Annotated in this window: 13 protein-coding genes; 7 read left to right on the top strand and 6 right to left on the bottom strand. The window is 48.6% G+C overall.

Translation table 11 applies throughout. From position 1 onward, the window contains the following. The first annotated feature begins 212 nt into the window (after positions 1–212). Together copM and ACTHTK_RS07990 are read left to right on the top strand one after the other, a co-directional pair. On the top strand, positions 213–587 hold the full coding sequence (gene copM, locus ACTHTK_RS07995) for a CopM family metallochaperone (protein WP_107722975.1): 375 nt from the start codon (positions 213–215) through the stop codon (positions 585–587). A 760-nt stretch (positions 588–1347) separates the two neighbouring features. Next, entirely contained in the window at positions 1348–2688 is a 1341-nt protein-coding gene (locus ACTHTK_RS07990; RefSeq protein WP_440378141.1) for a DUF2868 domain-containing protein, read from the top strand. 73 nt (positions 2689–2761) lie between these two features. Here the strand turns inward: ACTHTK_RS07990 and ACTHTK_RS07985 are convergent, their stop codons facing one another. The 3 genes from ACTHTK_RS07985 to grpE all read right to left on the bottom strand — a co-directional run bounded on the left by ACTHTK_RS07985 (position 2762) and on the right by grpE (position 6031). After that, a complete protein-coding gene (locus ACTHTK_RS07985) occupies positions 2762–2980 on the bottom strand; it encodes a hypothetical protein (RefSeq protein WP_107722973.1) in 219 nt (72 codons plus the stop codon). 260 nt (positions 2981–3240) lie between these two features. Continuing rightward, entirely contained in the window at positions 3241–5169 is a 1929-nt protein-coding gene (gene dnaK / locus ACTHTK_RS07980) for a molecular chaperone DnaK (protein WP_049348822.1), read from the bottom strand. 301 nt (positions 5170–5470) lie between these two features. After that, positions 5471–6031, bottom strand: a complete 561-nt coding sequence (gene grpE, locus ACTHTK_RS07975; protein ID WP_070735055.1) for a nucleotide exchange factor GrpE — start codon at positions 6029–6031, stop codon at positions 5471–5473. A 150-nt stretch (positions 6032–6181) separates the two neighbouring features. Here grpE and cysE point away from each other — a divergent pair, with 150 nt between their 5' ends. Next, positions 6182–7000 carry a serine O-acetyltransferase gene (gene cysE, locus ACTHTK_RS07970; RefSeq protein ID WP_049359705.1) on the top strand — a complete coding sequence of 273 codons (819 nt, stop codon included), beginning with the start codon at positions 6182–6184 and terminating at the stop codon, positions 6998–7000. Between the two features lie 74 nt (positions 7001–7074). Here the strand turns inward: cysE and ACTHTK_RS07965 are convergent, their stop codons facing one another. Continuing rightward, complete coding sequence (locus tag ACTHTK_RS07965) at positions 7075–7665, bottom strand: tyrosine-protein phosphatase (protein ID WP_107722971.1); 591 nt, start codon at positions 7663–7665, stop codon at positions 7075–7077. 124 nt (positions 7666–7789) lie between these two features. Here ACTHTK_RS07965 and mnmC point away from each other — a divergent pair, with 124 nt between their 5' ends. Next, positions 7790–9400 (top strand): FAD-dependent 5-carboxymethylaminomethyl-2-thiouridine(34) oxidoreductase MnmC, encoded by a 1611-nt coding sequence (mnmC, locus tag ACTHTK_RS07960; protein WP_107722970.1) that lies wholly within the window; start codon positions 7790–7792, stop codon positions 9398–9400. Positions 9401–9477: 77 nt separating this feature from the next. Here mnmC and ACTHTK_RS07955 read toward each other — a convergent pair whose 3' ends face one another. Together ACTHTK_RS07955 and ACTHTK_RS07950 are read right to left on the bottom strand one after the other, a co-directional pair. After that, the gene (locus tag ACTHTK_RS07955) at positions 9478–11850 is read right to left on the bottom strand and encodes a TonB-dependent hemoglobin/transferrin/lactoferrin family receptor (protein ID WP_440378140.1); all 2373 of its coding nucleotides are present in this window, start codon (positions 11848–11850) and stop codon (positions 9478–9480) included. A gap of 173 nt (positions 11851–12023) precedes the next feature. After that, entirely contained in the window at positions 12024–12647 is a 624-nt protein-coding gene (locus ACTHTK_RS07950) for a biliverdin-producing heme oxygenase (RefSeq protein WP_107722968.1), read from the bottom strand. Between the two features lie 404 nt (positions 12648–13051). Here ACTHTK_RS07950 and ACTHTK_RS07945 point away from each other — a divergent pair, with 404 nt between their 5' ends. From ACTHTK_RS07945 to ACTHTK_RS07935, 3 genes are read left to right on the top strand one after another with little or no spacing between them, the layout of a single operon-like run. Beyond that, positions 13052–14362, top strand: coding sequence for a paraquat-inducible protein A (locus ACTHTK_RS07945; RefSeq protein ID WP_107722967.1), 1311 nt, complete (start codon positions 13052–13054; stop codon positions 14360–14362). Then, entirely contained in the window at positions 14359–16020 is a 1662-nt protein-coding gene (gene pqiB / locus ACTHTK_RS07940; protein WP_107722966.1) for an intermembrane transport protein PqiB, read from the top strand. The genes ACTHTK_RS07945 and pqiB overlap by 4 nt, the downstream gene beginning before the upstream one ends. Next, on the top strand, positions 16020–16538 hold the full coding sequence (locus ACTHTK_RS07935; RefSeq protein WP_107722965.1) for a PqiC family protein: 519 nt from the start codon (positions 16020–16022) through the stop codon (positions 16536–16538). The genes pqiB and ACTHTK_RS07935 overlap by 1 nt, the downstream gene beginning before the upstream one ends. Positions 16539–16566 lie beyond the last annotated feature (28 nt).

Genomic DNA, 16566 nt, shown 5'->3' with positions numbered 1-16566 from the left:
ATTACCGACAATGGCGGGCTTTTTTACGTCCAAACATTCAGACAGACCAACCAAGAAAGCATAAAATCAACAGGAAGCCCCTAAATTTCAAAAATTAGGACTGTTTGCCCCTTTCCTTATACCAACCCTTGTGTATCGAAATAAATATTGACTTTAACCCTAGGTCAAAGTGTATGATTTGTGTTCCTTTAGTTATCACATAGGCGAAAAACATGAAAAAACTTATGACTTTTATCACACTTAGCGCTATTGCAATTTCAAATTATGCCCAAGCTAATGAACAACCGCATCAAGCACACATGAATATGCAAATGTCGACAGGTTCTGCAATGCAACAAGAATTAATGCAAGGTATGAATCAAATGAATCAAGACATGATGGCTGCTGCGCAATATAAAGACCCTGATGTTGCTTTTGCAGCAGGTATGCTGCCACACCATATTGGCGCAGTAAAAATGGCGGAAGTTGAATTAAAATACGGAAAAGATCCTGAGATGCGTAAGCTTGCTGAGGATATTATTAACGCACAACAAGCGGAAATTGAACAAATGCAAAAATGGCTTAAAGCACACAACAAAAAAAAGTAAGCCGTAGCCTGCATCCTCGCTAACCGCGTTCTTTAAAACCAAGGTGTAGCAACTGTATTTTTCACCCCGTCTGGCAAAAATACAGTTGCTACCCAATCAATGAAACACGCTTACAGCGCAATTTTAGCCTATTTACGCCATATCTACCCAAAAAGCAGGCAGTGGAATAAATAATTTCGACACCAATACGCGCGCGCGCGTAATAACGCAGTCCCTAGATTTTTGCAAGTCCATGAAAAGAAAGCAAAAGGCGGCGGGTAACCACTTAACCGGCACTGGTAACCAATGACAAGGGCATAACTGGTTACCGCATTATCGTTGATTTATAAAGGTTTTTAGGGGCTGGTAACCAGGTAACCAGAGTAACCAGTGCATTTTGTATATATATAGCGGTTTAAATTTGAGAGAGAAGCCGCCGGCCTAATCACTCAAATAACAACACGCCCCAAAAAAAGTTATAATGACCGGCCTAAACTGCTAAATTATTTTTTTGACCTTTGCAAAATGTGGGAATATTTGTGGGTATATTTAGATTGCTTTATTATTTTTATAATATAAAACAATGAATTATGCCTTTAGTTTGTATCCCTCCGTCACACTCAAAATAAGCAGCTTTCGGGCTGCTTTTTTTACATCTATTCCACTATATACCCTATTCAAAATCAAAACTGCTTTTAATTTTTTGACCTTTGCACAAAAAGGGGTTTATTTGGGGGTATAACAGACGTTTCCATTTTATCTTTCAGACGGCCTATCATTTATGTTGAATCCATCGCAAAAACTTGTCGAATTGGTTCGTATCCTTGAAGAACGTGCCTATATTTTTCCAGGAGATCCTGTGCAGGCGACGGAAGCGTTGCGACATATTGATGGCGGCAACGAGGAAAAACTGATACGCCGTGCCCAAATTATTGACCGAGACAAGCATTTGAAATATGTGTTGCAACAGGTGGAGACAGGCTCGTTTTGGCTTTGGATTGTTGCGGCGACATTGTTGTTTACAGTCGGTTTTTCCAGCACTTATCTTTTAATGGACAATCAGGGGCTGAACTTTTTTCTGGTATTGGCCGGGATTTTGGGCATGAATACAGTCATGCTGCTGGTGTGGCTGGCGACTTTATTCCTGCGTTTGAAAAATGTGCACTTTATCAGCAGTCCGGCAACTTGGTTCCGAGGCAAAGACCCGGTCAATCAGACAATTTTGCGGCTTTATGTAGATGAATGGCGCAAACCGCAAACGCGTTGGCTGATTGGCGCAACTTCACACGGCCTGTGGCTTTGCACGCTGTCGGGAATGTTGGTTTCTGTTGTGCTGCTGCTTTTGGTGCGTCAATATACGTTCAACTGGGAAAGTACGCTTTTAAGCAATACGGCATTGGTGAAAACGGTTGAGGCTTTGTCATGGCTGCCGGAACGTTTGGGCTTTCCTGTTCCCGACAGTCAGGCCGTAATTGCAGGCCGTCTGAACAATCATATCGAAGATGCACGCGCTTGGGCAGGCTTACTCATCGGCAGCATTATCTGCTATGGCATTCTGCCGCGCTTGCTTGCTTGGCTGGCTTGCAAGATTACTTTAAAAACCCTTCGCGAACGTTTGGATTTGAATCAGCCCTACTATCAAAACATCCTCCGCACATGGCAAACGAAGATTGTTGATGCCGATGATTTTCAGGAAACTATCGTTCCCGTTTCATCTAAAATTACGCTGAATAATGCGCCCAAATGGGCAGTTACACTGGAAACGGAATGGCCTGAGCCGCTTTGGTTTTCCGGCGTTTTGGCGCAAGAATGGATAGACAAAGGCGTGGCCGCCAGCAGAAAAGATTTGGAACAATTAGAAGCCGAATTGAAACAAACTCCGGCGCAACTTCTCATCGGCGTACGCACGCAAACTGTTCCCGACCGCGGCATTTTGCGTCAAATCATCCGCTTGGCTGAAGCTACGGACGGCGGCGTTATCATTCAACTTTTGAATCAAGACAGTTTCTCTGAAGATTTGGACACCAAACTGGATTATTGGCGCGATGCGCTGGCAGAAAGAAACATTGCCTGGCTGGAGCCGACCCGTTTGGCACAAGAAAAACGGCAAAGCGCTATTTGACAGATAAACCGAAGGCCGTCTGAAACCTGATGTTTGGGTTTCAGACGGCCTTATTTATTGTTGAGGATTCATCTTAATGATGTTCGTGGCGATGCTCTTGATGATGTTTGGGCTTGGCTGCATGGTGTTTGGCTTTAGGTACAGGTTTTTTCATTTTTTGCGGTTTGGCTTTTTTGTGCATACGCTCTTGTTTCGGATGCATTTCATGTTTGCCGTGTGCAGAAGCGACCGGAGCCAATACCAAACCGGCAGCTGCAACCATCAAAGAGGTCATTTGAATCAGTTTTTTCATATTTATCTTCTTTCAAGGGATTGATTTGAGGTAAGAACTAAGAACTTATTCGCACTCAAGCGATGGACAAAATATTAATGGCTTTGACTGTCAGCATTCGGAGAAATCTGTTCAAAATTTGGCAATAGAATTATGGCAACACGATGATGTAGCAAGGTTTTGAAAGTTTACCGTCAATTTTGACAAAGCGTCTTTACACGTTCCCCAAACGACAAAAAGCGCGAACCTTTCGATTCGCGCTTTTTTTCAGACGGCATCAATTATTTTTTGTCGTCTTTTACTTCTTCAAAGTCGGCATCTACAACGTCGTCGTCTTTCTTAGCAGAAGACTCGGCTTGTGCACCCTCGCCTGCTTGTGCTTCGGCTTGCGCTTGAGCGTAAACCATTTCGCCCAGTTTTTGGCTGGCTGTACCCAAAGCTTCGGCTTTAGCATCGATGGCGGCTTTGTCGTCGCCTTTCACGGCTTCTTCAGCTTCTTTCAACGCAGCTTCGATTTTTTCTTTCTCTGCAGCGTCGAGTTTATCACCGTAGTCGGCCAAAGATTTTTTCACGGAGTGAATCAGAGCTTCGGCTTGGTTGCGAGAAGCGACCAATTCAGTCAGTTTTTTATCTTCTTCAGCGTTGGCTTCGGCATCTTTCACCATGCGTTCGATTTCTTCTTCGCTCAAACCTGAAGAACCTTGGATGGTGATGTTGGCGGCTTTGCCGGTGCCTTTGTCTTTGGCAGAAACGTGCAGGATACCGTTGGCATCGATGTCGAAAGTAACTTCAATTTGAGGCATACCGCGTGGTGCAGGTGCGATGTCGGTCAAGTTGAACTGACCCAAAGACTTGTTGGCAGAAGCGCGTTCGCGTTCGCCTTGCAGCACATGGATGGTCACTGCGCTTTGGTTGTCTTCGGCAGTAGAGAACACTTGAGACGCTTTAGTCGGAATAGTAGTGTTCTTTTGAATCAGCTTGGTCATCACGCCGCCCATGGTTTCGATACCCAAAGACAGAGGAGTTACGTCCAGCAGCAATACGTCGCTGCGGCCGCCGCTCAATACTTCGCCTTGAATTGCTGCACCTACGGCAACGGCTTCGTCAGGGTTCACGTCTTTGCGAGGCTCTTTACCGAAGAAGTCTCGAACGGCTTCTTGTACTTTCGGCATACGGGACTGACCGCCGACCAAAATCACGTCGTCGATGTCGCTGGTGCTCAAGCCGGCATCTTTCAATGCGATTTTGCAAGGCTCGATAGAACGTTGGATCAAATCTTCAACCAGGCTTTCGAATTTGGCACGGGTAATTTTCATGGCCAAGTGTTTCGGACCGGTTGCGTCCATAGTAATGTACGGCAGGTTGATTTCGGTTTGCTGACCGCTGGACAATTCGATTTTGGCTTTCTCGGCAGCTTCTTTCAGGCGTTGCAGAGCCATGACGTCTTGTTTCAAATCAATGCCTTGTTCTTTTTTGAACTCGTCAATGATGTAGTCGATCAAGCGTTGGTCGAAGTCTTCACCGCCCAAGAAGGTGTCGCCGTTGGTGGCCAATACTTCGAATTGTTTGTCGCCATCGATGTTGGCGATTTCGATGATGGAAATATCGAAAGTACCACCACCCAAGTCATACACGGCGATTTTACGGTCTTTGCTGTCGCCTTTGTCCATACCGAATGCCAAAGCGGCTGCGGTCGGTTCGTTGATGATTCGTTTTACTTCCAAACCTGCGATGCGGCCTGCGTCTTTAGTCGCCTGACGTTGGCTGTCATTGAAGTAGGCAGGAACGGTAATCACGGCTTCGGTTACTTTTTCGCCCAAGTAAGCCTCGGCTGCTTCTTTCATTTTACGCAGGACTTCTGCGGAAATTTGAGGAGGAGACAGCTCTTTGCCTTGTGCTTTTACCCATGCGTCGCCGTTGTTGGCTTTGATGATTTCAAAAGGCATGGACTCGATGTCGCGTTGTACTTCTTTGTCTTCAAATTTGTGGCCGATCAAACGTTTGGCCGCGTAAATAGTGTTTTTGGCGTTGGTTACCGCTTGGCGTTTTGCTGGCGCGCCGACGAGGATTTCGCCGCCGTCCAAATAAGCGATAACGGAAGGAGTGGTGCGTGCGCCTTCTGCGTTTTCGATTACTTTGGTTTGACCGTTTTCAGAAATGGCCAAACAAGAGTTGGTTGTACCTAAGTCAATACCGATTACTTTTGCCATATTATGTTGCTCCTAAATAAACTTTTCTTAATTAATAATCCTGTGGAACATTTCGTTCCGATGGCTTGTAAATAAGGTTGCTTCATTTTTTTTCAAGGCCTAATTTGAATTTTTTTTAAGATTAAATTCAAGTGCTTGATTTATTTATCCACAAGCCGTTTATTCTTTTTTCAGACGGCCGGTTTTAATTTTCCGATTCCGGTTTATCGGAATGATTTTCCAATAGCGAAATATCGGGCTTTGAAACCGGATAAGGCCGTCTGAAAATTTTATGCCTGATAAACTTTATCAAGCGGTGCCTTCAATCTTCTTTTTTCGCCACGACAACCATCGCAGGACGCAGCACGCGGTCGGATAATGTGTAGCCTTTTTTCATCACACTGACGATGGTATTCGGCTCTTGCTCGCTGACGACTGCCTGCATCGCTTGATGTTGGTGCGGATCGAGTTTATCACCCGGCTGTGGGTTGATTTCTTTAATGTGTGTGGCATCAAATGCTTTTTGCAGCTCGTTCAAAGTCATTTGCACGCCCATTTTCAGTGCATCGAAATTGCCGCTTTGGTCGAGCAGCGCCATTTCAAGATAATCTTTAACCGGCAACATTTCTGCCGCAAATTTTTGTCCGGCGAATTTATGGGTGTCGGCAATTTCTTGCTGATGACGGCGGCGCAGGTTTTGCTCATTTGCCAAACCGCGCAATTCGCTGTCTTTGAGCTGGCCTTCCAACTCGGCGACACGCGCCTGAAGCTCTTCGTAAGTCGGTTCGGCCTGTTCGGTTTCAACGGTTTCGGCAGTTTCTACGGCTGCCGCTTCTTCTGCTTCGTGTTGATGTTGTTCGTTATGCTCCGTCATTTCTGACATCCTTTTAGCGTGTTGATATTCGATGTTTCATATATAAGGCCGTCTGAAAAAACTTCAAGCATTTGAACGTCGATTATCAAATGCCTTGTTAAAAGACGTTGGAAAACGGTAAGATAGCCATCTGATTTTATTCTTCAGACGGCCTCAAACATGAAAAAAGACCATTTGAATTCAACCGATTTTAATCTGTGGCACACCATCCGCGAAGAAACCGAAGCGGCCGCCGCGGCCGAACCGATGCTGGCAAGCTTCCTGCACCAAACCGTGTTGCGCCACGATTCGCTCGATTCGGTACTTGCCTACCATCTTTCCAGCAAGCTCGGCAGTCCGATTATGGACGTGCGTGCGCTGTTTGAAATTTATCAGCAGGCTTTAAGTGCGGACACCCGCATCAGCAAATGTGTCGAGGCCGACTTGAAAGCCATTTACGAGCGCGACCCGGCTTGTGATGAATATTCGCTGCCGCTGTTGTATTTCAAAGGTTTCCACGCCGTACAGGCACACCGCATCAACCACTGGCTTTATCAAAACGGCCGCAAAACGCTGGCGTATTTCCTGCAAAACCGCATGTCGGAAGTGTTCGGCGTCGATATCCACCCTGCCGCCCGTTTCGGTCATGGTTTGATGCTCGACCATGCCACCGGTTTTGTCGCCGGCGAAACCGCCGTCTTGGGCAACAATATTTCCATCCTCCACGGCGTAACGCTGGGCGGTTCGGGCAAAGAAAGCGGCGACCGACACCCGAAAATCGGCGACGGCGTGATGATTGGTGCGAACGCTTCGATTTTGGGCAACATCCGCATCGGCAAGAATGCCAAAATCGGCGCAGGCAGTGTGGTCGTTGCCGACGTACCGTCTTCGATTACCGTCGTCGGCGTACCAGCTAAACCGGTCGGCCGCTCTTCCAAAACCCCGTCTGCCGATATGGATCAAAGCATTCAATTATCATCTACGGATTTTGTGATTTAAACCGTCTGCCATTCAAAAGGCCGTCTGAAAAAACAAATCTTTCAGACGGCCTTTTTATGTTTTGAATCTTGGCGTCAACCGCGTTTGCGCAAGGCTTCCAAATGCATTTTAACCTGCTTGACTTTCTCTTCGGTAAACAGCTTGGCAATGTTTTTCCAAATGCTGTGATAACCGTAAGGCCCGTGTTGCATTTCGGCTTTTGCCTCTTCCACCGGCCAGCCTTGATAGATGATGCGGTACATTCCGGCAATCAAACCGGTACGGTCCGCGCCGTGATAACAATGGATAAGTACCGCGCCGTTTTGCTGTTGTTTTTCAATCAGGTATAGGATTTCCGCAATCTCTTTCGGCTTAATGCTCCATGACAGCAACGGACGGTTTAGCAAGGTTAAACCATACGCCTTCAAATGGTCGTCATCGTTGCGGTCGAAAAAGCGCAGGTTGATCACGCTTTGAATGCCCAGCTTGACAATGGCTTCGCCATCTTCGGCAACGGGCTGCTCGCTGCGGTAAAGCTTGTCATCGATGCGATAAAAGTTGGCATCGTGTTTAATGGGTGTTGCCCACCGTTCGGGCTGAAAGGCTTGGCCGCCGTTATCCGGCGGCGCAGATAAACAGGCAACGGGCAAGCCGGAAGCGAGAAGGCACAATAAAAGACGGCGCATAAAATTCCTGTATGAAAATCAATGGGAAAACAAATATCGAAAGATTTTATCAAAACCCGTCCGGATATTCTATCCGCGCAAACCGCGTTACAATAAAGCCTCTTTTTTCAGACGGCCTTTCATCATGACCTGCCTTGCTTGGAACACCACACCTTCCCTTGCTACCCTTTGCCGCGCCATCGAACAACATACCGCGCCGCTTTATTTGATTGTCTGCCTGCCTGAAAACCATATTCCCGATTTTCCATTATCGAATCATCCCTCCGAGCTTGAAGGCCGTCTGAACAACCGCCTCGTTCAAGCCATGAAATGCCTTCAGTTCAACAGCGTCAATGTTTTGGAAGACCTATTGCTTGACGTGCACCTTTGGCTGGTGCCGCCACACCGCACCGACCGCTTACACGAACATTTCCATCATATCGAATGGCAAACCGAAGCCATACCCCAATCCGCCCCTATTCCCCTAAAACCTTGGTTCAGACGGCCTGAACATCAAGCCGCGCCCGAACACGTCCTGATTATCGGCGCAGGCATTGCCGGCGCAGCGACCGCACGCAAACTGGCGGAACACGGCGTACGCGTTACGGTTTTGGAGGCCGGAAAAGCAGCGCAGGCAGGCAGCGGCAACCGCCAAGGCTTGCTCTACGCCAAAATCTCGCCACACGATACCGAACAAACCGAGCTGCTGCTGACAGGCTACGGCTACACGCGCCGATTGTTGGAAGACTTGCTGCCTGATTCTGACGTATGGGGCGGCGACGGCGTATTGCATTTGAATTTTGACGAAAGCGAACGCAAACGCAATCAAGCCTTGGGTTTGCAACACCAGCATAAACACCTCTACCGCAGCGTATCTGCCGAAGAGGCTGCGCACATTGCAGGCATAGACGTATTTTCAGACGGCCTTTATTGGCCGCAAGGTGTATGGCTGAATCCACCCACTGTCGTGCATACCTTATTGAATCATCCGCTGATTGAGTTGCACGAACACTCGCCGCTGACCGCAGTATCGCATGACTGCACACAATGGACGGCACATACGCCGGACGCGCATTTCAGCGCCAGCCATATCGTTTACTGCATGGGCGCGCACAGCCCGACTGCCTCCGACACCAACATCTCAGCGCTGCCTTTCCGCCAAATCCGCGGCCAAACCGGCGTTGTGTCCGCCAGCCCGTTTTCACAAAAACTGCGTTGTGCCATTTCCGGCGAAAGCTACATCAGCCCGAGCTGGCAAGGCCGCCACTGCTACGGCGCGACATTTATCCTCAACAGCAACGATGAAACTTGGTATCCAAACGAAGAAGCCGAAAACCGCGCCGCCCTGCAACAGCTCAATCCGCCATTGGCACAATCCCTGTTTGAGCAAGATTCGTTTTCAGACGGCCTTCAAGACACGCAAGGCCATGCCGCCCTACGTTGCGACAGCCTCGACCACTTGCCCGTTGTCGGTGCACTCGGCGACATCGCCGCCATGCAGTCCGCCTACGCCAAACTGGCATTGGACAAAAACTACCGCCTCGACAATATCCCCTGCCCTTACCTGCCCAATGCCTACGTCAATACGGCACACGGCACGCGCGGACTGGCGACAGCCCCCATCTGCGCCGCCGCCATTGCGGCCGAAATACTCGGTTTGCCGCATCCGCTATCACAAAGGCTGAGAACCGCACTACACCCCAACCGCGCCATCATCCGCGCGATTGTTCGGCAGCAGCCGTTGTTATCCGTTTAAAGATTTCGTTTTAAATAAAAAAGGCCGTCTGAAAGTCATCAAAACTTTCAGACGGCCTTTAGCTATCCGTTAACTGCTTAGAATTTCCATTCCAGCGATACAGCGTAATTGCGGCCTGGGGCGCGATAGCGGTCTAAGCCTTTGCCATCTTTTTCTACTGCGTTGGTGGTACTGTAGCTGTACAGGCCGCGCAGGGAATCCCAAGTGGTGTATTTGCGATTGAACACATTATACACGCCGGCGCGCAGGGTTAGGTTTTTCACCGGTTTGTAGAAACCGTACATATCGAACACATAAGCCGATTTGTTCAGCCATGGGTAATCTTTTACCTTTTTCTGCAAAGGCGTACCCCAGCCGTTGTCTTCATAAACGGTATATTGTGCGTCTTTGGCCTTTTTCGCTCCCAGATAGGTCAGGCGGGAGAACACGCCCCATTTTTCGCTCGGGCTTTCGTAGTCGATGCCGGCAATCACTTTCAGCGGTTGGGTGGACAGAAGGCTGTTGTCGCCCGACAGTTTGCTTTTCGCGTAGCCCAGCGAGCCGAACAGTTTCCAGCCTTCAGGTACGAAAGAGACTACTTTGTCCAGATTCAGACGGCCTGTCAGCTCAAGACCCCGGATTCGGGCCTTGTCAATGTTTTGCATCTGCCAATCCAGTTTTTCGGAATAAGGATTGCTACAAATACCATAGTAGTAATTCATCTGAGTACAGCCGACATCGCCACTGGTGGTCAGCTTCTGCTCTTCAGACAGGAAGTTGCGGTAATTGCTTTGATACAGGTTGGCATCCAAAGTACCTTTTTCGCTGCGGCCTTGCAGAGAAAGGGTATGGGTGGTGCTGCGCTCGGCTTTCAGGTTCGGATTAGGCAACCAGTTACCTGAGCGGTGTTTGTAAGTGAAATACACTTCAGACGCATTCGGCACGCGGAAACCGGAAGTTACATCGTAACCCAAACGCCATGTCTGACTCAGCTGTGCAGCCAATCCGACAAAACCGCTCCAGCCTTTATAAGTGTTGGCTGCAGGTGGTGTTTTGTCACAAGCATGACACTCGGCATTCAGTTGCTGCGGCGTCATTTTGGTGTAGTCGTAACGGATACCTGCGCGGCTGCTGAACACGTCGTTCCATTGGATTTGGTCAGACAGCGAGAAACCGTAGTTGTTGGTTTTCACTGGATGCTGAATCGTGCTGGACGTGCGTAAAATACGGCCGCTGAAGTAGTAGTCGTCGCGGTTTAAGTTTTCAAACTCACGCTGGCTGGCGAAAGTTTTAAACGACAAGCGATGTTGGCCGCCTATTTGCAATGGTTGGCTGTCCATACGCAATGTAATGCGTTTGAAGGTTGTATCCATGCTGCGGTTGTAGATTTCGTCCAAATCCTTCTGATTGTAGTTGCGCGTCCAGGTAGAATAATCCATCGGGAACGAGCCTTTGTTGTTAACCGCCGCTACTTTGGTTTTCTGATAATCGAAGTCCGCTTTCAACAACGACAACCAATTCGAATCGGGCGTCCACTCGTAAAACAGGTTAGCATTGCGCCGTCTGTTTACGTCATCGGCTTCGCGCCAAGAAGAAGCGGTCAGGTTATAAGACTCTTCGATCGTGTAATTGTGGCCCTGCTGACCGTTGAGAGATGCGCCGATACGATGGTTGTCGTTGATTTGATAAGCAATCTTACCCAAGAAGCTATGGTATTTGTGTTTGGACGGATCAGGAATACCACGCGCAGAACCACGGATATTCGCTCCGCTGCCGGCGCCCTCTACCGGATAACCACGCTCGCCCGCGCTTTCAGTCTCATGACCGCGACGTTGCGAATACAGCAAAGCGGCATCCACGCGGTCGTTGCTCACGCCGAACCCAAGTGTATTTGTCCATTCGCGGTTGCGGCTGCTGTAACCGTTTTTCATCATCACGCCGAACTGACGCTCAGGCAACAGCAAATCATGACCTTGCAGGGTTTGGTAATTCACGCCGCCACCCAATGCACCGCTACCGGTATTGAAAGAGTCTGCGCCCTTCACAATTTCGATGTTGCGCACGAGTTCGGGGTCGATAGACAGACGCGAGCTGTTGAAGTTGCCATAACGGGCATACAGCGAGTTTTCTTCAGAATCAGGCAGGTTTACGCCGTCGATGCTGACGCCGACACGGTTGCCTTCCACGCCGCGCACGGCAAAGCCTTTTTGATGGCGGCCGCTGTCGCTCAAGCCAACGTCGGTGGAATAACGTACCAAGTCTTTGTTGTCGCGTACCATTTCTTGTTGGATACGGCCAAGGTTGACACGTTCCACGGCTGCAGGCGCATTGCGCTGACCTTTAACGCGGACTTCTTTTATCTCTGCTTTAACGGGTGTGGTTTCGGTTGCAGCTTCATCTGCTGCCAAGACTGGATTGCCGAAAATACTGCCGACCAGCGCGGCAATGGGGAGCATTTGTAATGGTTTCATATTATCAACTCAAGATGTAATGGATTGTTCATCCATCAGTTAATACATAAAAATTTCTGATAATCATTAATGATTAATAAGACAGCAACCCGTTCAAACAAAACTTTGTTGTGTAATTAAAGGCCCCTGCAAACATCTACGCCGAGACCTTGTCTGTTTGATTTAATTATTTTTTAGAGTCTGTGCGGCGTCATACCTTCAGGCGCTTCCGCACCTTCCGGCAAACCGAAGGTTTCACGCAGAATCACTTTATAGAATTCAAAAGCTTCGCGCGCGCCTTGAATGGCTTCCGCTTCAGCTTCCGGAGTCAAGTTCAAAGCATTCAGATGCTCGACAAAAGCGCGCCAGTGTTTGCCGCGGCCGTTCGGATGAGGAGCCAGGTGGCGTGCGCCGAATTCGCCGGTGTATTCGAGCTTTTGAGCGTGTTTGAACAAAAATGCCGCGCCCAAATTAGAACCTTCGGCGCAATACAGCCAGCCGATGGCTTTATTGCCGGTTTCGTATGGCAATTCTTTGTCAAATTTGTAAGGCTCTTCGCCCAAGTCTTTCAAGTCTTGAGTCACGGCATCGTAACGCGCCATGTATTCAAGCTCTGGAATGGCTTTGTTTAATTCGGCATCTTTATAGATATGATCGACAGCCTTGTGGAAAACAGATTGAAGTTTCAAGAATTTGATGTAGTTTTCTTTGCTGGAAAAAGGCTGAACGGACATAACCAAGTTATCAACGCTGTCGTGCGTTGTCGTGGTTTGCTCTTTCAAGCGTTTGGCGAAAGTCAGCTCTTGTGTTTCACTCATGATGTTTCCTTTGAATTAAGAGACTAATGGTTTCAGACGGCCTTTATGGTTAAAAATACCGTCTAATTTGAAAAGAATCGTTTTAAAAACAAAGAAGATAATTTTTAACCTGCTTCAGATTCGTTGACCGCATACCTTCCACAGATCTACAAGGCTCATCGTGTTTTTAATTAATGAGAATATATATTATTTTTAATATAATAACAATAAACCAAACTAAGACCTATTAATAAAATTTAACAGCCCATAGCAATAACCTTCTAAACCCTTTTCAAACTTTTCAGACGGCCCAAACCTTATTAAGCAGCCGCCATTCAATCAAATATCGACCTAAATTTGAGCTATCCTTCTGTTTTCCTTTATAATGCGACACTCTTTGCACCTTCTTTATCCCCTGCCGAACCATGAAACGGATTCCTGCCTACCATCGTTGGTGGCGCTACAAGTCTTATCTTCCTGATGCGACACTGCCTGCACATACGGTGGAATGCCCGGATTGCGGCTGCCGTATGGATATTCCGCGCCTGCGTCAGGGACAGGAAGCCCATTGTCCGGTATGCAACCATGAAATTGTGGAAGTAGAAAACAATCCGTATATCGCGCCGATTGCCTATGCGCTGACAACCTTGATTCTGATGGCTTTCGCCTACAATATGGTGTATATCCGTGTGGATTTGTTCGGCGTGACATCGATTTTGTCGTTGCCGCAAATGATGCGGCTTTTGATTTCGCTGGATTATGGTTTTCTGGCGGAAGTGATGTTTATCCTCACCTTCGGCGCGCCTTTACTGTTTTTACTGCTCTGCCTTTATGTTTATACGGCTTTGATACGCGAAAAGGCCTACCCTGCACTGCGCTTTGCGACGCGTGTATTGGTGCGGTTGCGTCATTGGATTATGGTGGATGTGTTTTTTATTTCCACTTTGGTGGCGTATATCAAGCTCTCGTCCGTTGCTACAGTAGAGTTCGGCTCGGCGTTTTACCTGATGTTTCCGTTGTCGGTCATGCTGATTCGGACTTCGGTATCGATTCCGCAGCATTGGGTTTATTATAAGATTCACCGTTTAACCGGCGGCCATGCGGTTCAGACGGCCACTGAAGACAAAATCTGTTGCAGCCGCTGCCTGTATTTCCGCAATAAAGACGAGCAACCTTGCGGCGTATGCGGTGCAGACTTATACCGCCGCCGCCCGAAAAGTCTGAGCATTTCGCTGGCGTTTTTAATGGCAGCGTTTATCCTGTATTTCCCTGCCAACATCCTGCCGATTATGATTTCGTCCAATCCGACGGCTTTGGAGATCAACACGATTTTTAACGGCATTGTTTATATGTGGAACGACGGCGACCGATTGATTGCCGTGATTATCTTCAGTGCCAGTATTATGGTGCCGGTTTTGAAGATTATTGCGATGGCGGTTTTGATTTATTCCGCATACTTCAAGCCTGTGATGAGCGCGGACAAGATGTCGGTTTTGTATCGGATTACCGAATCCATCGGCCGCTGGTCGATGATTGATATTTTTGTGATTATTATTTTGATGAGTTCGTTCCACACCAATATGGCGCGCGTCGTGCCGGGTGGCGCGGCGATTTACTTCTGCCTGGTCGTTATTTTGACCATGCTTTCGGCCTATTATTTCGATCCCCGTCTGATTTGGGACAAGCAACAGCAGCTTTCAGACGGCCTTGATTCTGACCAGACCTTAACACAATGAAAAAACACGATTCTTCACCCAATTACCACGCCCCGGCGCGTGTCAAGAAAACCAATGTCTTCACGTCTATCGTGTGGCTGATTCCGCTGATTGCGCTGATTGCCGGCGGCTGGCTTTTGATTAAAGACATCCGCAACCGCGGCCCTGTCGTTACGCTGTTGATGGACAGCGCTGAAGGCATCGAAGTCAACAACACCGTTATTAAGGTGTTGAACGTCGATGTCGGACGCGTTACCCGCATCAAATTGCGCGACGACCAAAAAGGCGTGGAAGTTACTGCCCAACTCAGTGCCGACGCCAAAGACCTTATCCGCAGCGATACCCAATTTTGGGTGGTCAAACCGCGTATCGACCAAAGCGGCGTTACCGGCTTGGGAACCTTGCTTTCCGGCTCATATATTGCATTTACACCGGGTAAAAGCCAAGAAACCAAAGATGTATTTGTCGTCCAAGACATTCCGCCGATTGCCGCCATCGGTCAAAGCGGCCTGCGCCTGAATTTGATCGGCAAAAACGACCGCATCCTCAACGTCAGCAGCCCGGTTTTATATGAAAACTTTATGGTCGGCCAAGTAGAAAGCGCGCATTTCGACCCGTCCGACCAAAGCGTGCATTACACCATCTTCATCCAAAGCCCCAACGACAAACTGATTAATTCCGCCAGCCGTTTCTGGCTAGAAAGCGGCATTAATATCGAAACCACAGGCAGCGGTGTCAAACTTAACTCCGCCCCTCTGCCTGCCCTGCTGTCCGGCGCAATTTCCTTTGACTCGCCCAAAACAAGCGACAGCAAAAACGTCAAAAGCGAAGACAGCTTCACGCTTTACGACAGTCGGAGCGAAGTCGCCAACCTGCCTGACGACCGCTCGCTGTATTACACCGCATTTTTCAAACAATCCGTACGCGGCCTGACTGCTGGTTCGCCTGTTGAATACAAAGGCCTGAATGTCGGCGTGGTTTCCGACGTCCCTTATTTCGACCGCAACGATAGCCTGCATTTGTTTGAAAACGGTTGGATTCCCGTACGCATCCGCATCGAGCCTTCCCGTTTGGAAATCAATGCCGACGAACAAAGCAAAGAACATTGGAAACAACAATTTCAGACGGCCTTAAACAAAGGCCTGACCGCCACCATCTCCAGCAACAACCTGCTGACTGGCAGCAAAATGATTGAGTTGAACGATCAGCCTTCCTCCTCGCCTAAGCTGCGACCGCATACCGTTTATGCAGGCGATACCGTTATTGCAACCCAAGGCGGCGGTTTGGACGATTTGCAGGCAAAAGTGGCCGACTTGTTAGACAAGTTCAATAACCTGCCATTGGATAAAACCGTTGCCGGCTTGAACGGTTCGCTTGCTGAACTCAAGTCCACACTCAAATCTGCCAATGCAGCCCTAAGCTCTATCGACAAACTGGTCGGCAAACCGCAGACACAAAACATTCCGAACGAGTTGAACCAAACCCTGAAAGAGTTGCGTCAAACCCTGCAAGGCGTATCGCCTCAATCGCCTATCTACGGCGACGTACAAAATACGCTGCAAAGTTTGGACAAAACCTTAAAAGACGTTCAACCCGTGATTAATACTTTGAAAGAAAAACCCAATGCGCTGATTTTCAACAGCAGCAGCAAAGACCCTATCCCGAAAGGAAGCCGATAATGCGCCTCTTCCCGATTGCCATCGCCCTGACGCTTGCCGCCTGCGGCACTGCGCAAAGCACACAATATTTCGTCCTGCCCGACAGCCAGTACATCCGTCCGACAGCACAAGGCAACGAAATCGCGGTCAAAGTCAACCTTTCCGAACCGCTTGCCAACGGCGGCCTCGTTTACCAAATCGATGCCTATCATGTGAATCTGGCGAAAAACCACCTTTGGGCGGCACCGCTCGATGGCGCATTGGCGGCAAACCTCAGCAACAAGCTCAACCGCCTCAATCCGCATCGCACCTTTGTGCCTGCTTCACGCAGCCAAAGCAGCCAAACCCTGAAAGTCTATATCGAAGCCTTCCAAGGCAGCTATCAGGGGCAGACCACCATCAGCGGTTATGCACAATGGCCGGACGGACGCAGCAAACCGTTTAACGCCGTCACGCCGCAACAAGGCGACGGCTATACCGCCATGCTCGAATCGTTGGAAAACGGTTTGTCACAGGTTGCCGATACGATTGCCTATTAGACCAAAAGGCCGTCTGAAAAACTTTCAG

It is taken from the genome of Neisseria sp. P0006.S009 (assembly GCF_051962915.1).
Taxonomy (GTDB): Bacteria; Pseudomonadota; Gammaproteobacteria; order Burkholderiales; family Neisseriaceae; genus Neisseria; species Neisseria subflava_E.
The sequence above is the reverse complement of the archived record's forward strand: the minus strand, read 5'-3'. Positions and strand labels throughout refer to the sequence as shown.